Source organism: Aminobacter sp. P9b (assembly GCF_045345995.1).
GTDB lineage: Bacteria > Pseudomonadota > Alphaproteobacteria > Rhizobiales > Rhizobiaceae > Aminobacter > Aminobacter niigataensis.
In genome coordinates this window covers 1,722,194-1,744,208 of record NZ_CP150082.1, presented here as the reverse complement: position 1 = coordinate 1,744,208, position 22,015 = coordinate 1,722,194, and the positions used below count along the sequence as shown (strand labels likewise).

Sequence of the window (22,015 nt, the reverse complement as noted above, 5' to 3'; positions counted from 1 at the left end):
GCCATCCCTAATGGTTTCTACCGATGGGATGGCTCCGATGAGGCCGATCGCGACCCGATATGCGCGCAGCGGTGACGTCCACATAGCCTATCAGGTGGTCGGCCAGGGGCCGATCGACCTCGTTTTTGTTCCCGGCTTCATCTCCAATCTCGACCTGCACTGGGAAGACGAAGGCTACAGCCGGCTGTTGCACCGGTTGTCGTCCTTTTCCCGCCTGATCCTGTTCGACAAGCGCGGCACCGGGCTTTCCGACCGGGTCGACGCGCATGCCCTGCCCAGCCTCGAAACGCGCATGGACGATGTCCGCGCGGTGATGGACGCAGTGGGCTCGAGCCGGGCCGCAATCCTGGGCGCCTCCGAAGGCGCGCCGATGGCGATCCTGTTTGCCGCGACCTATCCGGAACGGACGCGCTCACTGGTGCTCTATGGCGGCTACGCGCAGTTCGACAAATGGGTGATGGGGCGCGAACGGCTCGACGCCTTCATCGAGGCGGCGGCGACCTCGTGGGGCACGGGCGCAACGCTGGCGAACTTTGCGCCCGGGCGTGTCGACGACAGCCGCTTCGCCAACTGGTGGGCACGCTTCGAGCGGCTGTCGGCCAGCCCGACCGCAGCCGCCGCACTGGCCCGGATGAACGCAGACATCGACGTGCGCGGCGTCCTGGCGAGCATCCGCGCGCCGACGCTGGTGATCCATCGCCGCAATGACGCGCGGGTCAACCCCGACGCCAGCCGCTATCTCGCGCAGAAGATCCCCGGCGCGCGGCTCGCCGAAATCACCGGGCGCGATCACCCGATCTGGACTGGCGACGTCAATCGTGTCGCCGATCTGGTCGAGGAATTCCTGACCGGCACGCATGCAGCACCCGACACGGAGCGGGTGCTCGCTGCCCTGCTCGTCACACGCATTTCGGATACGGCACGGCTGGGCGACCGGATGTGGGCGGAACGCAGCCTGCGCTTTCATGAGACCTGGCGCCTTCTGGTCGGTCGCCACGGCGGTCGCGCCGCCGACCAGCATGGCGAGATGCTGGTCTCGCGCTTCGACGGCCCGGCGCGGGCGGTGCGGTGCGCCGCCGCCTTGCGCGAGGCCGCCCAGGACATCGGCATCGCCAGCGCGCAAGGCGTGCATGTCGGCGAGGTCGAGATGCGCGGACCTCCCTCCGGCCTGGCGATCCGCGTGACGGCACAGATCGCCGACCATGTCGGGCGCGGCGGTATCCTTGCCTCGCGGCTGGTCGCCGACCTCGCCGCCGGCTCGGGCCTGCGTTTCATCGATGCCGGGCGGCTGTCCCTCGACGATCTCGACGAGCCGCTGGCGCTGGTCGAGGCGACGTCGGAACAGCACCTGGAGCCGGCATGCCGCAGCAGGGCGATCGCGGTGGAACCATCGGCACTGACAGTGCGCGAGAACGAGGTGGTGGCGCTGATCGCCGACGGCAAGAGCAATGCCGCGATCGCAGCCGAGCTCAGCCTCAGCGAACACACGGTCAAGCGCCATGTCGCCAACATCCTGCTCAAACTCGACCTGCCGTCACGCGCGGCGGCGGCGGCCTTTGCCGCCCGCCAGACTGGCCCGGACGGGCCATAGCGGAAATGGCCCGTCCGGGCGAAGCGGAAGAGCCGCACAAGGGACTACAAATTCTCCCCAAGCAGGCAGGCAAAATGGCCATGGACCTGCGGATGGAGGAAGTCATGACCAAGGCACGTGAGGTGTTCGCAGCGCTGGCGGTCGCAGCCGGGTTCTCCGCGCTCATCGCATCGAGCGCGCTCGCCGAGGACAGTTCGGCTGAGGCAACCTACCGGGATATCGAGGCCACGCTCGGCTCGGTGCCCGGCTTCTTCAAGCAGTTTCCGGAGTCCGGCATCGCCGGCGCCTGGGCCGAGTTCAAGGGCGTGCAGCTCAATCCCAAGACCGAGCTGGACGGCAAGACCAAGGAACTGCTCGGCCTGGCGGTGGCAGCACAGATACCGTGCCAGTACTGCATCTATTTCCACACCGTAGCGGCCAAGGCCAACGGCGCCACCGACGAGGAAATCCGCGAGGCCGTGGCGATGTCTGCGACCGTGCGGCACTGGTCGACGGTGCTGAACGGCATGCAGGTCGACTACCCGCAATTCAAGCAAGAGGTCGACACGGTGATGGCCGCAGCCAAGGCCAAGTCGCAATAGACCGCTGAGATCAATCAACCGGGCGTCCCGCCGGGGACGCCAACAGGAGGAACAAATGCTTGCCACCAAGGAAGCCGTGACCGGCGCCTCGATCAAGAAGGCGATCGAAGGCCGCGACGGCAAGATGCTGTCCAGCTTCTATGCCGACGACGCGCTGGTGCGCGTCATCGACCGCAACAACCCACCGAGCAAGCCGCGCGAGATCCGCGGCCGGGCTGCGATCACCACGTTCTGGGACGACATCTGCAGCCGGGCGATGACCCACCGCGTCGACACCACCATCGCGCAAGGCGACAGCCTCGCCTTCTCGCAAGCCTGCTCTTACCCCGACGGCACCAAGGTCTTCTGCGCGGCCATGCTTGAACTCAAGGATGGCAAGATCGCGCGGCAGACCGTCGTGCAGGCCTGGGACGAGTGATCGAATGCGGACGAATGGTCGTCCGCAAAAAGGAGGAAGCCATGTTCGTCGCACGCTGGAAGATCGATGCCCGCTTCGGGCACAAGCAGGGTGCAATCGAGCTGCTGCGCCAATGGGAACGGGAGATCGGTCCGCAGGCCGGCACCGACCAGATGGCGATGCAGATCCTGACCGGATCGATCGGCGCCAAGGAGGCGGCGATCGAGGTCAACCATACGGTCGAGAGCCTGGCGCAACTCGACGACATGTTCGCCAAGATCTCCAAACTCGACGCCCACGCCCAATGGGGCAAACGGCTCGAGCCGCTGGTCGTGTCAGGCTCGTCCTACTGGAACATCTACCGGGTGATTGACTGACGACCACCCGACCACCCATGCCTACTGATGCGTTTCGCCCGGAGGGCGGTCTTCGACCGGCCTTCGGGTACTGTGGCGCAGTGCGAAGAGGAAGATAATCTCGGCGGCGACGACGATCGCGATGATGCGGAAGCCGATGGTCACAGGATCGTGGTCGCCATCGCGCATCAGGTAGCCGCCGATCAGGAAGGCGGAATTCCAGATCAGGGCGCCGCAAAGCGTTGCCAGCGCGAAAGGTACGAAGGAAAGCCGCAGGACGCCGGCCTCGAGCGCCAGGTAGGTGCGCGACACCGGCACCAATTGGGCGATCAGCGAAGCGCGGAAGTTGTTGCGGCGATAAGCCTGCGTCAGCTTCTGATAGGTCGCGTGCTTGAGGAAAACGTACTTGCCGAAGCGCTTGACGGCAGCGTCGGCGCGATCAGGCCCCAGCCAGTTGCCGCCGGCATACCAGATCATCGAACCGAGGGTCGAGCCGACCATGGTCGCAAACATCAGCGCGACAAGCGTCTGCATGTCCGGCGCGGCGGTCATGCCGAGGAACAGCAGCAGCACATGCGACGGCGGGACCGGCGATATCTTCTCGGTGAAGGCCAGGCCGGCGGCACCAAACAGGCCGAAACCCAGGATCGATGGGATCATGCAAAACGCCAGTCGTAACTCTTTGCCGGCTTCATCCTGGTGATCCGATAGACGGCCGCCGGCGGCAGGTTGCGGAAAGTATGGCCAACGCGCGTCACTTCGAGATCGAGCCTGTCGAGTAGCGGCTGATCGATAGGACAACGGAAGCCGTAGGTGAACATATACATCGCCCCGCCGGGCCTGACATTAGCAAAAACGCCTTCGAGGATGGCGAGTGTCCGGCGCGGCACGGGCCCGGGCCTCAACCTGGTCCAGGGATCATGCAGATCCATGGCGGCCGCATCGAACTGGCCTGCGGCGAGCAAAGAGGCACCCGCTTCAGGATGGTCTTTGCAAGCGATCCGGCTGCCTAGCCAGCGGCGATGGAGAGCTTCGCGCCGGCATCGGACAGCGCCCCGGTGAGGTCGTCCGCCGGCTGCCGGTCGGTGAAGAGTTCGGTGAAGCCGGAAAAGCCGCAGACCTGGACCAGCCCCTGGCGGCCGAACTTGGTGTGGTCGGTGACGACGACCGAACGCTGGCCGCGCGACAGCACCATGCGGGCGAACTCCGCCTCCTCGAGATCGTAGTCCATCACGCCGTTGGCCGCGTCGAGCGCGCCGGCCGAGATCACTGCATGGGTGACGGCGAAGCGGCTGACGAATTCGATGGCCGAGACGCCGAAGGCAGCACCGCTGTCGCTGCGCAGTTCGCCGCCCGCCATGTAGACCTTGTTGCCGTTGACGGTGGCCAGCGTGCGGGCGATGTCGGAGGAGTTGGTCACCACCGTCAGGCGGCGATGGCCGAGCAGTTCCCGGGCAAGATAGCTGGTGGTGGTGCCGGTATCGAGCATGACCGACTCGCCGTCATGGATGGTGGCGGCGACGGCCTTGGCGATGGCACGCTTGGCCTCGGCATTTTCGCGCATGCGGCGCTCGAAGGGCGCCTCGCCGACGGCCGACGGCAGGCCGATGGCACCGTGCATCTTGAGGATCGCCCCGTCGGATGCCAGCGGCTTGACGTCCCGCCGCACGGTTTCGAGTGACACGCCGAGCTTGTCGGCAAGGTCGGCGATGGTGATCGTGCCCTCGTCCTCGAGCAGGCGCAGGATTTCGCTGTGACGCTTGGAATGGTTCATCAGGCTGCCCCGCTCGAAGGGCCAGTATGGCCGTTTCCGAGATTCACGATGACTGACTCTACCGTATTTATCCCGCGATATTCAACAGATACGGGCAAAAGAACAACAAAAACCACAAACCCGGATTGACACTGCCGCTTCCGCTGCGTGAGACTGCCCGTCAACAAAATCAGGGCGCAAGGGGAACGCGCCGGACACGGCACGGAGAGGCTGGATGTCGAATAGCGAGGATCGCATCCGCGCCCTGCCGCTGTGGAACGGGGCAGTGACGATCGCGCCGCTGAAGGGCGGCATCAGCAACGAAAGCTGGGTGGTGACCGACGCGTCGGGGGCGCATGTCGTGCGCTTCGGCAAGGATTTTCCCTTCCATCACGTCACCCGCGAGCGCGAGGTGATGGTGGCGAAAGCAGCCTTCGAGGCGGGCTTCGCGCCTGAACTGCAATATGCGGCACCCGGCGTGATGGTGACGGAGTTTCTCGGCGCCAGGACCTATGGCGCCGGCGATGTCCGGGCCAATGCGACAGGCATCGCCCGCATGGTCAGGCGCTTCCATATCGAGATGCCCAGGCATGTTTCGGGGCCCGGCTTCATGTTCTGGGCCTTCCACGTGATCCGCGACTATGCCCGCACGCTTCAGGCCGGCGGCAGCCGGATGACGGCCGAATTGCCCCGCTATCTCGAACTGGCCGACGCGCTCGAGGAGGCGCAGGCGCCCCTGCCGATCGTCTTCGGCCACAACGACCTGTTGCCGGCCAACTTCCTCGACGACGGCGACAGGCTGTGGCTGATCGATTTCGAATATGCCGGATTTTCGACCGGAATGTTCGACCTTGCCGGCATCGCCTCCAATGCAGGGATGACTGAGCAAGAGTCGGACGATCTGCTCACCACCTATTTCGGCGGCCCGCCCGACCAGGAAATCCGCCGCTCGCACGCGGCCATGCAGTGCGCCTCGCTGCTGCGCGAGGCGATGTGGAGCATGGTCTCGGAAATCCACCTCTCCGCTCCGGGCAGCGACTATGTCGCCTACACCGCCGAGAACCTCGGAAAGCTCGATGCGGCGCTCGAAACCTATCGCACATTGTACGGAAAACTCTGACCATGGCCCTCCCCCCACATGCACAGATCGTCGTCATCGGCGGTGGCATCATCGGCTGCTCGACCGCCTATCACCTGGCGCGCGACCACAAGGCCGACGTGATTCTGCTCGAACAGGGCAAGCTGACCTCAGGGTCGACCTGGCATGCGGCGGGACTGGTGGGGCAGTTGCGCTCGTCGGCCTCGATCACCCGCGTGCTCAAATATTCGGTCGAACTCTACAAGGGGCTGGAGGCCGAGACCGGGCTTGCCACCGGCTGGAAGATGACGGGCTGCCTGCGGCTCGCCACCAACCAGGACCGCTGGACCGAATACAAGCGGCTGGCGACGACGGCCAAAAGCTTCGGCATGGACATGCAGCTGGTATCGCCGGAAGAGGTCAAGCGGATGTGGCCGCTGATGGAGACCTCGGATCTCGTCGGCGCTTCGTGGCTGCCGACCGACGGCCAGGCGAGCCCCTCCGACATCACCCAGTCGCTGGCCAAGGGCGCGCGCATGCATGGCGCCAAGCTGTTCGAGAACGTGCGCGTGACCGGCTTCGAGATGAAGGACGGCCGTATCCTCAAGGTTATGACCGACCAAGGCGACATCGCCTGCGACAAGGTGGTGAACTGCGCCGGCCAGTGGGCGCGGCAGGTGGGTGCGATGGCCGGCATCAACGTGCCGCTGCAGCCGGTCAAGCACCAGTACATCATCACCGAGAAGCTGCCCGGGCTCGCCACCGATGCGCCAACCATCCGCGACCCTGACCGGCGTACCTATTTCAAGGAAGAGGTCGGCGGGCTTGTCATGGGCGGCTACGAGCCCAACCCGCAAGGCTGGACCACAGGCGACGTGCCCAACGACTGGGAATTCCGGCTGTTCGACGACGACTACGACCATTTTGAGCAGCACATGGTGCAGGCGATAGAGCGTGTGCCCGGACTGGCTGATGTCGGCGTCAAGCAGATGATCAACGGCCCGGAGAGCTTCACGCCCGACGGCAACTTCATCCTGGGGGCGGCGCCTGAGTGCCAGAATATGTTCGTCGGTGCCGGCTTCAACGCCTTCGGCATCGCCTCTGGCGGCGGTGCCGGCTGGGTGCTGGCGCAATGGGTCGTCGACGGCGAAGCGCCGTTGGACCTCTGGGTGGTCGACATCCGGCGCTTCTCGGGCCTGCACCGCGATCGTCAATGGGTGTCCGACCGCACGCTCGAGGCCTATGGCAAGCACTACACGATCGGCTTTCCGCACGAGGAATATGACAGCGGCCGGCCCTACATCGTCTCGCCGCTCTATGAGCGGCTGAAGAAGTATGGCGCCGTCTTCGGTTCCAAGCTCGGCTGGGAGCGGCCCAACTGGTTCGCGCCGGACGGCGTGGAGCCAAAGGACGTCTATGCCATGGGCCGTCAGAACTGGTTTGCACCTGTCGGCGACGAGCACAGGCACGTGCGCCAGGCAGTGGGCGTGTTCGACCAGTCGTCCTTCGCCAAATACGAGATGACCGGCAAGGACGCGCAAAAGGCGCTCGACTTCATCTGTGCCAACGACGTGTCGAAGCCTGCCGGACGGCTGACCTACACTCAACTGCTCAACACGCGGGGCGGCATCGAGGCCGACCTGACCGTGGCGCGGCTGGCAGAAGACAAGTTCTACATCGTTACCGGCACCGGCTTCCGCACCCACGACCTGGCCTGGATCAGCGACCACATTCCGGAGGGGCTGGACGCGAGGCTGGTCGATGTCACCGAGCAGTTCGGCACGCTGTCGCTGATGGGGCCGAATGCGCGGAAAGTGCTCGAAGCCGTCACCGATGCCGACGTCTCCAACGCTGCCTTCCCCTTCGGCCATATCAAGGAGATCGCCATCGCCGGTGCCACCATCAGGGCGCTGCGCGTGACCTATGTCGGCGAACTCGGCTGGGAACTGCATGTGCCGATCGAGGCTACAGGCGAGGTGTTCGACGCGCTGATGGCGGCGGGCGCTGCACATGGCATCCGCCCGGTCGGCTACCGCGCGCTGGAATCGCTGCGGCTGGAAAAGGGCTACCGCGCCTGGGGCTCGGACATCACCCCCAACGACACGCCATTCGAGGCGGGGCTCGGCTGGGCGGTGAAGCTGAAGAAGAACATCGACTTCCTCGGCCGCAAGGCGCTGGAGAAGCTCGGTAACGCGCCGCTGACCAAGCGGCTCGCCTGCTTCACCGTGGACGACAAGGAGGTCGTGCTTGTCGGGCGCGAGACGATCCTGCGCGACGGCCAGCCGGTCGGCTACCTCACCAGCGGCGGCTATGGCTACACAGTGGGCAAGAACATCGGCTTCGGTTACGTCCGCGACGCCGGAGGCGTCGACGATGCGTTCCTCACCGGCGGCAGCTACGAGCTGGTGGTCGCCATGGAGCGGGTTGCGGCGAAGATCCACCTCGAGCCGCTGTTCGATCCCGCCGCAGCACGTGTGAAGGGGTAGGTGCTCGCCAAAAAGCCATGATCTGCCTTATCAAGGCTCGCAAGGACGGGCACGAGACAAGGACCTGATGATGGCGAAACAGATGGCGCGCGCGGCATTGCGCGCAACGGCGATGGGCGGACTGCTTTTCCTGGCCGCCTGCCAGACCGGTTCGAACATGGCCGGTGACGGTGCCGGCGCGTCGACGACAGGCATAGCCTATCTCCAGACCATCCGCTCCGAGCACGGCCTGCCGCCGCTGCGCCCCGACTCGACGCTGGAGCGCGCAGCACTGCAGCAGGCGGGCTACATGGCGCGAAGCGGCAAGATGGAGCACACCACCGGCTGGGGCAAGGATTTCGCCGCCCGCATGAACGACAACAGCGTTGCAGGTGCTGCAGCCGAAAACATCGCCCATGGCGGCATGGAGCCGGCCAAGCTGTTTTCGATGTGGATGAATTCGGCCGGCCATCGCCGCAACATGCTCGACCCGCGCTTCAGCAAGTTCGGCCTCGCCTATGTGCGCGAGGCCAAGGGCAGCGACAAGCGCTACTGGGCGCTGGTGCTGGGCAAATAACCCTCAGTGCACGCTGGTCGGCACCGTCTCGGGCTCGGCCTTGTCCACCACCTTCTGGCGGTGGAAGATGAACAGGCCGGCAACGACGATGATCGCCGAGCCGATGAGGCCCTGAGCATCGGGGTAATCGCCGAAGAAGGCGATGCCCATGACAATTGCCCACAGAAGCAGCGTGTATTGCAGCGGCGCCAGCAGCGAGGCGGGCGCAAGCTTGAGCGCGCGCGTGATCATCAGGTGCGCCGCGCATGAGACGACGCCGAGCAGCAGCATGGCCGACCAGTCGAGCGCACTTGGCGCGCGCCAGTCGGCGACCGCCAGCACACCGCCGACAATAAGCGCGCCCACCGTCTGCCAGGTAACGAGCGTGGTGTCGTTGGTGGCGCGCAGCTTGCGGCTGAGGATCAGCGTGACGGAGAAGGACAGGCTGCCGACGATGGCGAACAGCGACGGCCAGGACAGCGAGGCTGTCGACGGACGCAGCGCAATGACCACGCCGCAGAAGCCGAGCACGATGGCGATCCACCGGCGCCAGCCGACCTTTTCGCCAAGGAAGAAGTGCGAAAGGGCGGCGATGTAGATCGGGCCGGCCATGTAGAAGGTCATGACGTCGGCCAGCGGCAGGTAGGCGACGGCGGCATAGAAAAAGCCCGTATCGGCCGTGGCGAGCACGACGCGAAGCACCTGCAGGCCCGGGCGCTCGACCCTTGTCAGAGGGGCTACGCCTTGCTTGGCGATCATCGGGCCGAGGATGATGAAGGCGCCGACCGAGCGGATGAAAAGCACCTGGCCGACGGAGAAGCTGGTGACCAGCCATTTGCCCATGGCATCGTTGAGGGCGAACATGAAGTCGCCCAGCAGCATCAGCAGGACGCCCGCGAGAACGAGGTTCCCCTTGGGCAGGGCTATGGCTTGTCGAAATGTCATGGTGTCAGCGTCCGCGGGCAACGGGCCCGGATCGCGCCTATCTAGGCCCGCAACGCCATCTTTGCGAGAGCTAAGTGCCCTGGACCATGCGTTGCTGCGTCGCAGCGCCAGCGATCACGGCCTGGGCGCGACGACGATCGGGCGATAGACGACGAACGGTCGATCCCAGTCATCGAACTCGCTGCGACGGCGGAACTCGGCGCGACGGTCGAGTTCGATGCGTTGCAGGCATTCGGCGAAGGCGTCATTGCGCTTGGTGAAGCCGTAGGAACGGCACTTTTCCTCGTCACGGGCGCGCTGCTCTTCGGAAGACACACAGCCGGCAACAACGGCGGCCGTGAGAAGCAACAAGACGGTCCTGAACTTCATGGCTGCGCCTCGCATTCAAAACTTGATTCCGGACGGAGACTTTATTCGTTCCGCCGGGGTTCGGGAAGAGGTGGCCTATTCGCCTGCTGTCGGCATTACCCCTCTCCGGCTCGGCTTTGCCTCGCCACCTCTCCCCACTTAGTGGGGCGAGGAACCCAAGCTGGAAAAGCACCTGTCAATTTGCTTGCGGCGGCACGACGTGGCGGCGGTTGATGCTCGCCGGACGGCCCTTGATCGAAAGTGACGTATCGCGCTTCGGGCGCTCGGCCACGACCTTGCCCTTGGCGACGACGCACAGCCGCTCGGCGCGCAGGCGCACCGCCTCGATCGGATTGCCGGCGTCGAGCACGACGAGGCTCGCCGTCTTGCCGACCACGAGGCCGAGATGGTCGAGCCCCATGATCTCGGCATTGACCCTGGTCACCATGTCGAAGCAGCGGCGCATATCGGCGGGCGACGACATCTGGGCGACATGCAGGCCCATGAAGGCGACATCGAGCATGTCGGCGGTGCCGAGCGAATACCACGGGTCGAGCACGCAATCCTGGCCCCAGCCGACGCGGATGCCGGCCTTGAGCATTTCGGGGACGCGGGTCATGCCGCGGCGCTTGGGATAGGTGTCGTGGCGGCCCTGCAGCATGATGTTGATCAGCGGGTTGGGGATCGCCGACACGCTGGCTTCGGCGATGAGCGGCAACAGCTTCGAGACGTAATAATTGTCCATCGAGTGCATCGACGTCAGATGCGAACCGGCCACCCTGCCCTGCAGGCCGAGGCGCTGGGCCTCGTAGGCCAGTTGCTCGATGTGGCGCGACAGCGGATCGTCGGTTTCGTCGCAATGCAGGTCGACCATCAGGCCTCGTGTCGCCGCGATTTCGCAGAGTTCGGTGACCGAGCGCGTGCCGTCGGCCATGGTACGCTCGAAATGCGGAATGCCGCCAACGACATCGACGCCCATGTCGAGGGCGCGGATGGTGTTTTCGCGGGCCGTCGGCGAGCGATAGAGCCCATCCTGCGGGAAGGCGACAAGCTGCAGGTCGATGTAGGGCGCGATCTCTTTCTTGACCTCGAGCAGGGCCTCGACGGCAAGCAGCCGATCATCGCAGGTGTCGACATGGGTGCGGATGGCGAGCAGGCCCATCGACACGGCCCAGTCGCAATAAGCAAGCGCGCGCTCCTTCACCGCCTCGTGGGTGAGCAGCGGCTTGAGCTCGCCCCACAGCGAAATGCCTTCGAGCAGAGTACCCGAGGCATTAATGCGCGGCAGGCCGTAGGACAGCGTCGCATCCATATGGAAATGCGGGTCGACAAAGGGCTGCGAGACGAGGTTGCCGGAGGCATCGACGACACGGCCCGCCTCAGCGTCGATGCGCGGTTCGATCGCGGCGATGCGGTCGCCCTTGATGCCGATGTCGGCAACGGTTCCATCGGGCAGCGTGCCGCCCTTGACGATCAGGTCGAAGCTCATCTTTCGCCTTTCTGGTACGGAATCATCAGCGCCTTGGGATAGGTAGCGCGGCGCGCCACCAGGATCAGGGCCAGGATGGACAGCGCATAGGGCATCATCAGGAACACCTGGTAGGGCACGATGCCGCCCGACATCTGCTGCAGGCGAACCTGGTAGGCGTCGAACGCGGCAAACAGGATGGCGCCGATCAGGGCCTTGCCCGGCCGCCACGAGCCGAACACCACCAGCGCAATGCAGATCCAACCGCGGCCGTTGATCATCTCGAAGAAGAACGAGTTGAACGCCGACATGGTGAGGAAGGCGCCGCCGACGGCCATCAGCGCGCTGCCGACCATGACGGCGCCGATGCGGATGGCGGTGACGGAGATGCCCTGCGCCTCGACGGCCGACGGGTTCTCGCCGGCGGCGCGGACGGCAAGGCCGACGGGCGTGCGGTAGAGCACCCAGGCGACGACTGCGACGGTGAGGAAGGCAAGATAGGTCAGCGGCGTCTGCGAAAACAGTGCTTCGCCAAGCACCGGGATATCAGACAGGCCGGGGATCGGCAGCGGCTGGAATGGCTCGATCTTGGGCGGCGAGGTCACCTCGGGCAGCGCCAGGCGATAGATGAAATAGGTCAGGCTGGTGGCAAGCAGCGTGATGCCGATGCCGACGACATGCTGCGACAAGCCGAGCGGCACGGTCAGCGTCGCATGCAGCAGGCCGAACATCGCGCCGGCAAGGGCAGCCACGAGCACCCCCGTCCACAGGTCGCCGCCGGCATAGACAGTGAACCAGCCGGCAAAGGCGCCGGCGGTCATGATGCCCTCGATGCCCAGGTTGAGCACGCCGGCACGCTCGCAGATCAGTTCGCCCATGGTGGCGAAGATCAGCGGCGAGGCGATGCGGATGGCAGCGACCCAGAAGGAGGCGGTGAAGAGGATTTCAAACGCGTCCATCAGAGGGCTCTCCGCCTCGATACTGCCTGCATCAACCGATGTGGGCGCCCTACGTTGCCCCCCTCTGGCCTGCCGGCCATCTCCCCCTCAAGGGGGAGATCAAGCTGTGACCAGCGCCTCGCCCAATCGTCGGCGGCAGAAAGGTTTCGCCATGTCTGCCAAAGCGCATTGCGACGCGGCAGGAATTGGTGCGGCGTCGACGCGACTGATCTCCCCCCTTGAGGGGGGATGGCCGGCAGGCCAGAGGGGGGCGCGAAGGATCACAGCCATCACCTCCACCTCACCCGGAACCGCGTCAGGAGTATCGCCACCACCATAGTCAGAAGCGACGTCGCGACCATGACGTCGGCGATGTAGCTCGGTACCTTGGCGACGCGGCTCATGGCGTCGGCGCCGACGAAGATGCCGGCGACGAAGATGGCCGAGGCGATGACGCCGAGCGGATTCAGCATCGCCAACATGGCGACGACGATGCCCGAATAGCCGTAGCCCGGCGACAGGTCGAGCGTCAGGTTGCCCTTGAGGCCCGAGACCTCGGAGAAACCTGCCAGTGCCGCCAGCCCGCCCGACAGAAGCGCTGTCTTCATCAGCACGCGGTTGACCGGAATGCCGACGAAACGCGCACCCTCGGGGTTGTGGCCGACGGCGCGCATTTCGTAGCCGAGCACGGTCTTCTTCATGATGACCCAGACGACAATGGCCGAGACGATGGCGACGACGAAGCCGTAGTGAAGGCGCTTGCCCTGGATGATGCGCGGCAGTTGCGCCTCGGCGATGACCTTCTGCGACTGCGGCCAGCCGAGGCCCATCGGGTCCTTGAGCACGCCTTCGAGCAGCATCGAGACGAACAGCAGCACGATGAAATTGAGCAGGAGGGTGGTGACGACCTCGTCGACGCCGAAGCGGGTCTTCAGGATCGCCGGACCGAGAAGCAGCAACCCTCCGGCGAGCATCACCGCCAGCATGATGATAGGGACGAGAACGATCGATGGCAGCGGCAGGGCGCCGGTGCCGAGCACCACGGTGACGATGCCGCCGACATAAAGCTGGGCCTCGGCACCGATGTTCCAGAGCTTGGCGCGGAAGGCGACGGCAACCGCCAAGCCGGTGAAGATCAGCGGCGTCGCGCGCGTCAGCGTCTCTAGCAGGGCGAATTGCGAGCCAGCGGCACCTTTGGCGACGAGGTAAAACACCGACAGCGGCGAAGCCCCGGCCGCGAGCACCAGCAGCGATGTGATGAGCAGCGTGGCAACAATCGCCGCGATCGGGAACAGCAGGGTGAGCGCCAGCGACGGCGCGGGTTTCGGCTCAAGCCGCATGATGTTGCCTTCCCCCGGCTTGAGATGGCTGCGGGACAGCGCCCCCCTCTGTCCTGCCGGACATCTCCCCCACAAGGGGAGAGATCAGCAGTGGCTCCGGCTGACGCCTTTCTGCAACTCCGCAGATTGGCGAAACCGGCGCGGCCGGCCAATCTCCTCCCTTGTGAGGGAAATGTCCGGCAGGACAGAGGGGGGCAACGTCGAGCGCGGCCCGAGCAAAGGTGCACTCGTTGCTCACGCCGCCTGCCCCTCTTCGCCGTGACCTGCCATCAGTTCCCCTAGTTCGCGAATGCTGCGCTCGCCGCGCGCCGACGGGCTCGAAAGCCGCCCCTTGGACATCACGACGATGCGGTCCGACAACGCCAGGATTTCCTCCAGGTCCTCCGAGATCAGCAGGACCGCTGCCCCCGCTCGCGCGCGGCAAGCAGCATGCGATGGACATAGGCGACCGCGCCGACATCGAGGCCGCGCGTCGGCTGGCTGGCGAGGATGACCGCCGGCTCGGGATCAAGCGCGCGGCCGAGGATGAGCTTCTGCATGTTGCCGCCCGAAAGCAGCCGGATGCGCGCCTCGGGCGACGGGCATTTGACGTCGTAGTCGGCGATGATTTCCTCGGCGAAGCTTCGTGCCGCCTTCCAGTCGAGGAAGCCCATGCGGCTGAAGCGCGGACTGCCATAGCGCTCGGCGATGACGTTCTCGGTGACGCTCATGTCGCCGATGGTGCCGACGGCGTGGCGGTCTTCCGGGATGCGGGCAACGCCATGGCCGAGCGCTGCCTGTGGCGACCAGTCGCCGATCGGTTGGCCGGCAATGGAAATGCCGCCGCCTGTGGGGCGCCTTGTGCCGGCGATGAGAGCGGCAAGGGCCGCCTGGCCGTTGCCGGAAACGCCGGCCAGGCCGGTGATCTCGCCGGCGCTCAGGGTCAGCGACACCTCGTCGAGGCCGGCGCCATTGTGGCGGGCGGTGGAGACACGGTCGAGCACCAGCAGCGGCGCGCCGACCTGGACCGGGCTGACCTCCGCCGGCTTGACTTCCTGGCCGACCATCAGGGCCGCCAGTTCCTTGCGATCGGTCGCCTTGGTTTCGCGTTCGCCGGCGAGCCGGCCCGAGCGCAGCACCAGCACGCGGTCGCTGACGGCCATGACCTCATGCAGCTTGTGGGAAATGAAGATGATCGACAGGCCCTTGGCGACAAGCAGCTTCAGCGTGCGGAACAGCGCATCGGTCTCGGCTGGGGTCAGCACCGCCGTCGGCTCGTCGAGGATCAGGATGCGGGCCTCGCGGTAGAGCGCCTTCAGGATCTCGACACGCTGGCGCTCGCCAACGGAAAGGGTCGAGACGGTTGCAGTGGGGTCGACCGCCAGGCCGAAATCGGTGGAAAGCTGTCCTATGCGGTTGCGCGCGGCGGCCCGGTCGAGGCGCGGACGCCACAGGCTCTGAGTGCCGAGGGCGATGTTTTCCAGCACCGTCATGTTGTCGGCGAGCGTGAAATGCTGGTGCACCATGCCGATGCCGGCATCGAGTGCTGCGTGCGGATCGCCCGGCGGCAACGGCTTGCCGAAGGCCTCGACCGTGCCCTCGTCGGCGACGTAGTGGCCGAAGAGGATGTTCATCAGCGTCGTCTTGCCGGCGCCGTTTTCGCCGAGCAGCGCGATCACTTCGCCACGCTTCAGCTCGAAGGAAATGGCGTCGTTGGCGACGAGCGGGCCGAACCGCTTGGTGATGCCGGAGAGGCTAAGGACGGGTTCTGAGGCGTTGGGCGACATTCTCTATCCGGGCGGGGCGATTGGGCGACCCCTTCTCCCCCTGTAGGAGATGGTGGCCGAGCGGAGCGAGATCGGATGAGGGGTGTTCCAACTTGGAATACCCCTCACCATTGCCAACCTTGCCGCTGCGGGGCAATCCGACCTCTCCCACAAGGGGAGAGGTGGAAAGCGCTAGCTCGACTTGGGCTCGGCGTCGTTGATCTCGACGGTGAACGAGCCGTCCTTGATCGCCTTTTCCTTCTCGGCAACCTTGGCCTTGATCTCGTCGGGCACCTTGCCCTCGAAGGTGCCGAGCGGAGCCAGCGACGAGCCGCCGTTCTTCATGAAGGAATAGACGCCGTAGTCGTCGGCCTTGAAGGTGCCGGCCTTCACTTCCGCAATCGCCTTGTCGAGCGTCGGCTCAAAGTGCCACAGCGCAGAGGCGACGACGGTTTCGGGATAGTCGGCCTGGGTATCGATGACGTTGCCGATGGCCAGCACCTTCTTTTCCTTGGCGGCATCAGAGACGCCGAAACGCTCGGCGTAGAGCAGGTCGGCGCCGCCGTCGATCTGGGCGAAGGCGGTTTCCTTGGCCTTGGGCGGATCGAACCACGAGCCGATGAAAGCGACCTGGAACTTGGTGTCGGGGGCCACTTCCTTCACGCCGGCCATGAAGGCGTTCATCAGGCGGTTGACCTCGGGGATCGGGTAGCCGCCGACCATGCCTATATTCTTCGACTTGGTCATCGCGCCGGCGACAAGGCCGGAGAGGTAGGACGCGTCCTGGATGTAGTTGTCGAAGACCGAGAAATTCGGCACGGCGGCGTCGGGCTTGAAGCTGGAGCCCATCAAGAAGGCGACGTCGGGATAGTCCTTGGCGACGGCGCGTGCGGCATCCTCGACGCCGAAGACCTCGCCGAGGATGAGCTTGTGGCCGGCCTCGGCATATTCGCGCATGACACGCTCATAGTCGTTGTTGGCGGTGTTTTCCGAATAGACATATTCGATGTCGCCGCGGTCCTTGGCGGCGTTGGCCGCCTTGTGGATGCGGCTGACCCACTGCTGCTCGACCGGAACCGTGTAGACGGCTGCGACCTTGATCGGGTCGGCCGCGAAAAGCCGCACCGGCAGCCCCACCGCCGCCACGGCGGCGGAGGCACCCGCAGCCTTGATCAGCGTACGCCGAGACAAGCCGAAATCGTTTGAATTTCTTGGCATTCTTTCCACCTCTGGCTGGTTTTGGTCTTCTTTGGCGAAGGCGCGTTTTTTATCGTTTGGTCAACGGTATGCGAAATCCGGAATGCCGGCAATCCGCAGGCAGCCTGCTGTCCACCGTCTCCTTGCGCACTGCCACGGCAGGTCCTTGCATTGGCAGCACATCTCCCGTTTCCCTTCGCCCGCAGGTGCTTTATATAGGCCCGCACGGGGGGCCGCGCCTCAAGGGACCCATTGATTTGTTTGGATTTTTTCGTCCGACGCAGAATCACCGCCTGATCTTTCGATTGCTGCGCGAATCCTTCCGCCAGCATGCCCTTGGCTACGGTATCGCAATCGCCGCCATGCTCGTGGTGGCCGGCATGACCGCGGCCAGCGCCTGGATCATGCAGGACATCACCAACGAGTTCGTCATCGGCAAGGACATCAACCGCGTCTACATGATCGCGGCGATGGTGGCGGGGATATTCATCCTCAAGGGCGTGGCGACGTTCGTCCAGGCCTTCTTCCTGAGCCGTGTCGGCAACAGCATCATCGCCGACCGCCAGCGCAAGATCTACGATCGCATCCTGGCGCAAGGCATCTCCTTTTACCATTCGATCCCGTCGTCGGACCTGATCACCCGCGTCACCCACAATGCGCAGGCAGCACGTGCGGTGCTCGACGTCATCGTCACCTCCTTCGTGCGCGACCTGTTTTCGCTGCTCGGCCTGGTTGCTGTGATGGTCTACCAGCAGCCGGTCCTGTCGCTGGTCGCCTTCATCGTCGGCCCGATCGCCATCTTCGGCGTCAACCAGATCCTGCGCCGGGTGCGCAAGATCATGGAGGCGGAGTTCATGTCGCTGGCGCAGATCGTGCAGGTGATGCAGGAGACGACGGTCGGTGTGCGCATCGTCAAATCCTTCAATCTCGAATCCCTGATGCGCAGCCGCATGCACCGTGCAGTCTCCGACGTCGAGCAGCGCGCCAACACCATTGCCGCGCTCGAAGCCGGCACCAGCCCGATCATGGAAACGCTGGCCGGACTCGCCATCGCCGGCGTGGTGCTGGTCAGCGGCTACCTCGTCGTCCAGGGCGGCCAGACCCCGGGCAGCATCATGTCGTTCATCACGGCACTGCTGTTGGCTTACGAGCCTGCCAAGCGGCTGGCGCGGTTCCGCGTTTCGCTCGAGGCCGGCCTTGTCGGCGTGCGCATGATGTTCGAACTTACCGACCGGCCGCTGACGATTACCGAAAAGCCTGGTGCCGAGGCATTGTTGGCCGGCCCCGGCAGGATCGAACTCAAGGATCTCAGCTTCTCTTATGCCGACGGCGAGCCGGTGCTGCGCGATCTCGACCTGGTCTTCCCCCCGGGCAAGATGACCGCACTCGTCGGCCCCTCGGGCAGCGGCAAGTCGACGATCATGAACCTGATCATGCGCATGTACGATCCCGACAGCGGCCAAGTGCTGTTCGACGGGCAGGACATTTCGCATGCGACGCTGCATTCGGTGCGCGATCGCATCGCCTATGTCAGCCAGGATACCTTCCTGTTTACCGGCACGATCATGCACAACATCCGGCTCGGCCGCGAAGGCGCCAGCGACGAAGAGGTGATCGCAGCCGCCAAGGCCGCCAACGCGCACGACTTCATCACGGCGCTGAAGAACGGCTATGCGACCCAAGTCGGCGAGAACGGCGCCCTGCTTTCGGGTGGCCAGAAGCAGCGGCTGTCGATCGCGCGCGCCATCCTGCGCGATGCCAACGTGCTTTTGCTGGACGAAGCCACCAGTGCGCTCGACGCCGAATCCGAGGCGCTGTTCCGCGAGGCACTGGAAAAGCTGTCGGCGGGCCGCACGACGATTGCGATCGCACACCGGCTGTCGACCGTTCACCAGGCCGACAACATCGTGGTGATGCAGGACGGCAAGGTTACCGAACAGGGCGGCCATGCCGATCTTCTGGAAGCTGGCGGGCTCTATCGCCGGCTCTACGAATTCCAGCTGATGCGCTGATCGCCGTGAGCCTGAAAGCCGCGCCTTGGCACACCCGAGGCGCGGCTTTTTGCTTGTGCATTTGGCCTGGCGGCCCTCAATCGATGCGGATGAAGACGCCCTTGGTGCTGAGATATTCGCCAAGATGCTCGCCACCGCCCTCGCGGCCGTAACCGCTCATCTTGTAGCCGCCGAAGGGCACCGCGGGGTCGATGGCGTGATAGGTGTTGACCCACACCGAACCGGCCTGCAGCCGGCGCGACAGCTGGTGCGCGGTGGCCAGGTCGCGCGTGAAGACACCAGCGGCCAGGCCATAGGGCGTGTCGTTGGCGCGTCTGACCGCCTCGTCCAGCGTATCGAAAGGCAAGGCCGAAATGACCGGGCCGAATATCTCCTCGCGCGCGATGCGCATGGTGTCGGAAACGCCGGCAAAAACTGTCGGGGCGATGAAATTGCCGGCAGCCAGGGCGCCTTGCGACAGCCTGGTGCCGCCGGTGACGAGCCGAGCGCCCTCCTCGGAGCCGGCACGCAGGTAGCCCTCGACACGCTCGAGCTGGCGCTGGGAAATCAGCGGCCCGATTTCGGTTTCGGGGTCGATGCCGTTACCGATGCGCAAGCTTGCGGCATAGACGGAAAGACGCTCGACGAACTCGTCATGGATCGAACGCGCGACGAACAGGCGCGAGCCGGCGATGCAGATCTGGCCGGAATTGGCAAAGACCGACATGGCGGCGACGGGCACCGCCCGCTCCAGGTCGGCATCGGCGCAGACGATGACCGGCGACTTGCCGCCGAGTTCGAGCGACACGCGCTTGAGATTGCCGGCTGAAGCCCGGACGATGCCCTGACCGGTCAGGGTGGAGCCGGTGAAGACGATCTTGTCGACGCCCAGATGCTCTGCCAGCGGCGCGCCGGCTTCCGCTCCCGTGCCGGTGACCACATTGACGACGCCATCGGGCACCCCGGCCTCTGCCATCAGCTCGGCGATCAGCAGCGGCGTCAGGGGGGCTTCTTCCGACGGCTTGAGCACGACGGTACAGCCCGTCGCCAGCGCAGGGCCAATCTTCCAGATCGAAGCAGCGGTCGGTGCATTCCACGGGATGATGGCGCCGACGACGCCGACCGGCTCCTTGCGCGTGAACGAAACGATGTCGCCGGGCAACGAGTTCTCGATGGTCTCGCCGTGCAGGGCGGTCGCCATGCCGGCATAATAGCGCAGCATGCCAAGGACGCGATTGGCGTTGCCCCGGGCTCTCGCGATGGGCAGCCCCATGTCGGTGGTGTCGGAGGTGCAGATCTCCTCCCAATGGCGCTCGAACAAATCGGCAATGCGCAGCAGCAGCTTCTGCCGTTCATGCGGCTTGAAGCGGCTCCAGGGCCCGACAAAGGCATTGCGTGCGGCGGCCACGGCGCGCTCGATATCCTGCCTGCCGCCGCGCGGCACTGTGGCGATGATCTCGCCGGTAGCCGGGTTGCGCGTCTCGAAGGTCTGGCCGGAAGCCGCTTCCACCCATAACCCGCCGATGAACATCGGCCGATGGCGGCCATCGATGGGCTGGCGGATGGGGACGATGGTCATGGTGTGCTCCTCGCCGGCGCGGCCGAGGCGTGGCGCCATGGCCTGGTCAACGCGGCAAGGCTAGGCTGGAGTGGCCACGCCATTCAAGCCATTGCGATGAGGCCAGGAGCCGAACGTCAGGCGATTGCGGTGCGTTCGAAATCGCCGGTGTTGCGGTCCATGACCCACAACTCGCCCGCCGAGATGTCGAACCAGGCGCCGAAGATTTCCAGCCGGCCCTTCTGCTCGAGTATCTGGACGCACGGGAAGGTGCGCAGATTGGCGATCGAGTAGCGGATCGAGATGCGCTCGAGCGCTGTCTGCCGCTCGGACTTGGTCATCATCTCGTTGCCGGAGACGACTTCGGCCGCAGGCCCGACGAGGCTCATCCACTTGCCGATGAAATCGCCGGGCGAAAGCGGCGCGGCATTGGGGTCGAGGGCCGCGCGGATGCCGCCGCAGCGGCCATGGCCCATGACGACGATGTTCTTGACCTTGAGCGCCTGCACGGCGAATTCGAGCGCCGCCGAAGTGGAGTGGAACTCGCCATCCGGCGAATAGGGCGGCACGAGATTGGCGACGTTGCGCAGCACGAACAATTCGCCCGGGCCGGCATCGAATATGGTTTCGGGCGCCGCACGGGAATCGCAACAGGCGATGACCAGCGTTTCGGGCGACTGGCCCTCGCGCGCCAGCGACTTGTAATGCTCGGTTTCGGCCGCGTAACGGCCCTTCATGAAGTTGCGATAACCGGTGAGCAGCGTATCAGGCAAATTCGACATGGAGTTGCCCATAAACGGAAATTGCCGTTGCGGCAAATGCAAATGAGCAACAGCTACTAAGTCTCCGACGTCTTGGACCAGTGGCCCTCGCACCGCGCAACCGCGGGACGAAAAGCCAAGCGCTTTACCATGAACGAAGTTGAGCTATGCTGCGGTTCGAACCGCACCAGAAGCGCCTTGCCCAAGCAAGGCTCTCGCCTGCCCGCCGAGACCCGGCAGCTGACAACAAGCGCGGCACACTATCTGCAACACGGCAAGGAGAGTGAAATGCGCCTGCTCCTTTTCATCATTTTTGCTGCCGGCGTTCTGGCGGCGACAGGCGTCGGACCCGCGCCCGTCTCACCCGCACAAGCCCAGGAATGCTCGGGCGAAAACTGCCCGCAGCCAAGCGGCCAGGGCAGCGGCCGGGACTGCGAAAGCAAGAAGGAAAATACGGTCAGCTGACGGCGCGCCAGCCCGACAGGTCGACTCACGCTTCTTCCGCGGGGGCTCAGGACTTAAGTGGCCGCGCATCGCCGGCAGCGCTCGCTGCGCAATGCCGGTTGATTTTGCGTGCGCCGTTGTCGAGGATGCCCGTAGAGCCTCGCTGCCGACAACAGACCGGGCCAGAAGCTGTCGCATTGGAAATGAGCATGGACGGACACGTCGTCGATAACCCGGCCATGAGCCGATACGAACTTGCACTGGGTGACGAAGTGGCGGCGGCCTACTACCGGATCGAGGACAACCGCATCGTGCTCGTCCACACCGAGGTGCCGCAGGCGTTCGCGGGACAAGGCATCGGCTCCAGGCTTGCCAAGGGTGTGTTCGAAGCCATCAAATCCAGCGGCCGCAGGGCGATCGCCAAATGCCCCTTCATGGCGACCTATGCCAGCCGCCACCCGGAATACCTGGCGCTGCTGGATGGTTGACCTTCCAAACGCCAC

The 22,015-nt window shown here is 65.0% G+C and carries 20 protein-coding genes and 2 pseudogenes; 10 read left to right on the top strand and 12 right to left on the bottom strand.

Annotated features, from left to right (window positions below; genetic code table 11):
- The first annotated feature begins 37 nt into the window (after positions 1–37).
- The 4 genes from WHT83_RS08630 (at position 38) to WHT83_RS08615 (ending at position 2,946) form a co-directional block, all read left to right on the top strand.
- Positions 38–1,591: an alpha/beta fold hydrolase gene (locus WHT83_RS08630; protein ID WP_406873545.1), complete on the top strand. Its 1,554-nt coding sequence runs from the start codon at positions 38–40 to the stop codon at positions 1,589–1,591.
- 104 nt (positions 1,592–1,695) lie between these two features.
- On the top strand, positions 1,696–2,172 hold the full coding sequence (locus WHT83_RS08625; protein ID WP_108610061.1) for a carboxymuconolactone decarboxylase family protein: 477 nt from the start codon (positions 1,696–1,698) through the stop codon (positions 2,170–2,172).
- A 55-nt stretch (positions 2,173–2,227) separates the two neighbouring features.
- Positions 2,228–2,590, top strand: a complete 363-nt coding sequence (locus WHT83_RS08620; RefSeq protein ID WP_108609458.1) for a nuclear transport factor 2 family protein — start codon at positions 2,228–2,230, stop codon at positions 2,588–2,590.
- A 41-nt stretch (positions 2,591–2,631) separates the two neighbouring features.
- Entirely contained in the window at positions 2,632–2,946 is a 315-nt protein-coding gene (locus tag WHT83_RS08615; RefSeq protein ID WP_108609459.1) for a hypothetical protein, read from the top strand.
- A gap of 21 nt (positions 2,947–2,967) precedes the next feature.
- On the opposite strand, the gene WHT83_RS08610 is transcribed toward WHT83_RS08615, so the two are convergent.
- The 3 genes and pseudogenes from WHT83_RS08610 to WHT83_RS08600 all read right to left on the bottom strand — a co-directional run bounded on the left by WHT83_RS08610 (position 2,968) and on the right by WHT83_RS08600 (position 4,699).
- Positions 2,968–3,585, bottom strand: coding sequence for a DedA family protein (locus tag WHT83_RS08610; protein ID WP_406873544.1), 618 nt, complete (start codon positions 3,583–3,585; stop codon positions 2,968–2,970).
- Positions 3,582–3,812: pseudogene (locus WHT83_RS08605) on the bottom strand (SAM-dependent methyltransferase); the annotation flags it as partial. The pseudogene WHT83_RS08605 and the gene WHT83_RS08610, both read right to left, overlap by 4 nt.
- A 122-nt stretch (positions 3,813–3,934) precedes the next feature.
- Positions 3,935–4,699: a DeoR/GlpR family DNA-binding transcription regulator gene (locus WHT83_RS08600; protein WP_108609461.1), complete on the bottom strand. Its 765-nt coding sequence runs from the start codon at positions 4,697–4,699 to the stop codon at positions 3,935–3,937.
- 214 nt (positions 4,700–4,913) lie between these two features.
- On the opposite strand from WHT83_RS08600, the gene WHT83_RS08595 reads away from it, so the two are divergent.
- The 3 genes from WHT83_RS08595 to WHT83_RS08585 all read left to right on the top strand — a co-directional run bounded on the left by WHT83_RS08595 (position 4,914) and on the right by WHT83_RS08585 (position 8,798).
- Complete coding sequence (locus tag WHT83_RS08595; protein WP_108609462.1) at positions 4,914–5,798, top strand: choline/ethanolamine kinase family protein; 885 nt, start codon at positions 4,914–4,916, stop codon at positions 5,796–5,798.
- Between the two features lie 2 nt (positions 5,799–5,800).
- Entirely contained in the window at positions 5,801–8,242 is a 2,442-nt protein-coding gene (locus WHT83_RS08590) for an FAD-dependent oxidoreductase (protein ID WP_406873543.1), read from the top strand.
- 67 nt (positions 8,243–8,309) lie between these two features.
- Positions 8,310–8,798, top strand: a complete 489-nt coding sequence (locus tag WHT83_RS08585; RefSeq protein ID WP_318762624.1) for a CAP domain-containing protein — start codon at positions 8,310–8,312, stop codon at positions 8,796–8,798.
- A gap of 3 nt (positions 8,799–8,801) precedes the next feature.
- Here the strand turns inward: WHT83_RS08585 and WHT83_RS08580 are convergent, their stop codons facing one another.
- The 7 genes and pseudogenes from WHT83_RS08580 to WHT83_RS08550 all read right to left on the bottom strand — a co-directional run bounded on the left by WHT83_RS08580 (position 8,802) and on the right by WHT83_RS08550 (position 16,779).
- Positions 8,802–9,722 carry a DMT family transporter gene (locus tag WHT83_RS08580; RefSeq protein ID WP_108609464.1) on the bottom strand — a complete coding sequence of 307 codons (921 nt, stop codon included), beginning with the start codon at positions 9,720–9,722 and terminating at the stop codon, positions 8,802–8,804.
- A 114-nt stretch (positions 9,723–9,836) separates the two neighbouring features.
- Positions 9,837–10,091: a hypothetical protein gene (locus tag WHT83_RS08575; protein WP_406873542.1), complete on the bottom strand. Its 255-nt coding sequence runs from the start codon at positions 10,089–10,091 to the stop codon at positions 9,837–9,839.
- A gap of 175 nt (positions 10,092–10,266) precedes the next feature.
- On the bottom strand, positions 10,267–11,559 hold the full coding sequence (locus WHT83_RS08570; protein ID WP_406873541.1) for an amidohydrolase family protein: 1,293 nt from the start codon (positions 11,557–11,559) through the stop codon (positions 10,267–10,269).
- A complete protein-coding gene (locus tag WHT83_RS08565) occupies positions 11,556–12,497 on the bottom strand; it encodes an ABC transporter permease (protein WP_406873540.1) in 942 nt (313 codons plus the stop codon). The genes WHT83_RS08570 and WHT83_RS08565 overlap by 4 nt, the downstream gene beginning before the upstream one ends.
- 269 nt (positions 12,498–12,766) lie before the next feature.
- Complete coding sequence (locus WHT83_RS08560; protein ID WP_406873539.1) at positions 12,767–13,816, bottom strand: ABC transporter permease; 1,050 nt, start codon at positions 13,814–13,816, stop codon at positions 12,767–12,769.
- A 234-nt stretch (positions 13,817–14,050) separates the two neighbouring features.
- Positions 14,051–15,582 (bottom strand): annotated as a pseudogene (locus WHT83_RS08555) (ABC transporter ATP-binding protein).
- Between the two features lie 171 nt (positions 15,583–15,753).
- On the bottom strand, positions 15,754–16,779 hold the full coding sequence (locus WHT83_RS08550; RefSeq protein ID WP_318762629.1) for a BMP family protein: 1,026 nt from the start codon (positions 16,777–16,779) through the stop codon (positions 15,754–15,756).
- 236 nt (positions 16,780–17,015) lie between these two features.
- On the opposite strand from WHT83_RS08550, the gene WHT83_RS08545 reads away from it, so the two are divergent.
- Positions 17,016–18,770: an ABC transporter ATP-binding protein gene (locus WHT83_RS08545; protein WP_406873538.1), complete on the top strand. Its 1,755-nt coding sequence runs from the start codon at positions 17,016–17,018 to the stop codon at positions 18,768–18,770.
- A 76-nt stretch (positions 18,771–18,846) separates the two neighbouring features.
- Here WHT83_RS08545 and WHT83_RS08540 read toward each other — a convergent pair whose 3' ends face one another.
- Entirely contained in the window at positions 18,847–20,328 is a 1,482-nt protein-coding gene (locus WHT83_RS08540) for an aldehyde dehydrogenase family protein (protein ID WP_406873537.1), read from the bottom strand.
- A 116-nt stretch (positions 20,329–20,444) separates the two neighbouring features.
- Complete coding sequence (locus WHT83_RS08535; protein WP_318762632.1) at positions 20,445–21,089, bottom strand: carbonic anhydrase; 645 nt, start codon at positions 21,087–21,089, stop codon at positions 20,445–20,447.
- A gap of 129 nt (positions 21,090–21,218) precedes the next feature.
- Here WHT83_RS08535 and WHT83_RS08530 point away from each other — a divergent pair, with 129 nt between their 5' ends.
- Positions 21,219–21,533, top strand: coding sequence for a hypothetical protein (locus WHT83_RS08530; protein WP_406873536.1), 315 nt, complete (start codon positions 21,219–21,221; stop codon positions 21,531–21,533).
- A gap of 188 nt (positions 21,534–21,721) precedes the next feature.
- The gene (locus tag WHT83_RS08525; RefSeq protein ID WP_108609474.1) at positions 21,722–22,000 is read left to right on the top strand and encodes a GNAT family N-acetyltransferase; all 279 of its coding nucleotides are present in this window, start codon (positions 21,722–21,724) and stop codon (positions 21,998–22,000) included.
- Positions 22,001–22,015 lie beyond the last annotated feature (15 nt).

Bases quoted from the DNA above. Each gene is read 5' to 3' on its own strand.
- WHT83_RS08630 (WP_406873545.1), top strand. From the start codon at position 38: ATGAGGCCGATCGCGACCCGATATGCGCGCAGCGGTGACGTCCACATA.
- WHT83_RS08625 (WP_108610061.1), top strand. From the start codon at position 1,696: ATGACCAAGGCACGTGAGGTGTTCGCAGCGCTGGCGGTCGCAGCCGGG.
- WHT83_RS08620 (WP_108609458.1), top strand. From the start codon at position 2,228: ATGCTTGCCACCAAGGAAGCCGTGACCGGCGCCTCGATCAAGAAGGCG.
- WHT83_RS08615 (WP_108609459.1), top strand. From the start codon at position 2,632: ATGTTCGTCGCACGCTGGAAGATCGATGCCCGCTTCGGGCACAAGCAG.
- WHT83_RS08610 (WP_406873544.1), bottom strand. From the start codon at position 3,585: ATGATCCCATCGATCCTGGGTTTCGGCCTGTTTGGTGCCGCCGGCCTG.
- WHT83_RS08600 (WP_108609461.1), bottom strand. From the start codon at position 4,699: ATGAACCATTCCAAGCGTCACAGCGAAATCCTGCGCCTGCTCGAGGAC.
- WHT83_RS08595 (WP_108609462.1), top strand. From the start codon at position 4,914: ATGTCGAATAGCGAGGATCGCATCCGCGCCCTGCCGCTGTGGAACGGG.
- WHT83_RS08590 (WP_406873543.1), top strand. From the start codon at position 5,801: ATGGCCCTCCCCCCACATGCACAGATCGTCGTCATCGGCGGTGGCATC.
- WHT83_RS08585 (WP_318762624.1), top strand. From the start codon at position 8,310: ATGATGGCGAAACAGATGGCGCGCGCGGCATTGCGCGCAACGGCGATG.
- WHT83_RS08580 (WP_108609464.1), bottom strand. From the start codon at position 9,722: ATGACATTTCGACAAGCCATAGCCCTGCCCAAGGGGAACCTCGTTCTC.
- WHT83_RS08575 (WP_406873542.1), bottom strand. From the start codon at position 10,091: ATGAAGTTCAGGACCGTCTTGTTGCTTCTCACGGCCGCCGTTGTTGCC.
- WHT83_RS08570 (WP_406873541.1), bottom strand. From the start codon at position 11,559: ATGAGCTTCGACCTGATCGTCAAGGGCGGCACGCTGCCCGATGGAACC.
- WHT83_RS08565 (WP_406873540.1), bottom strand. From the start codon at position 12,497: ATGGACGCGTTTGAAATCCTCTTCACCGCCTCCTTCTGGGTCGCTGCC.
- WHT83_RS08560 (WP_406873539.1), bottom strand. From the start codon at position 13,816: ATGCGGCTTGAGCCGAAACCCGCGCCGTCGCTGGCGCTCACCCTGCTG.
- WHT83_RS08550 (WP_318762629.1), bottom strand. From the start codon at position 16,779: ATGCCAAGAAATTCAAACGATTTCGGCTTGTCTCGGCGTACGCTGATC.
- WHT83_RS08540 (WP_406873537.1), bottom strand. From the start codon at position 20,328: ATGACCATCGTCCCCATCCGCCAGCCCATCGATGGCCGCCATCGGCCG.
- WHT83_RS08535 (WP_318762632.1), bottom strand. From the start codon at position 21,089: ATGTCGAATTTGCCTGATACGCTGCTCACCGGTTATCGCAACTTCATG.
- WHT83_RS08530 (WP_406873536.1), top strand. From the start codon at position 21,219: ATGAACGAAGTTGAGCTATGCTGCGGTTCGAACCGCACCAGAAGCGCC.
- WHT83_RS08525 (WP_108609474.1), top strand. From the start codon at position 21,722: ATGGACGGACACGTCGTCGATAACCCGGCCATGAGCCGATACGAACTT.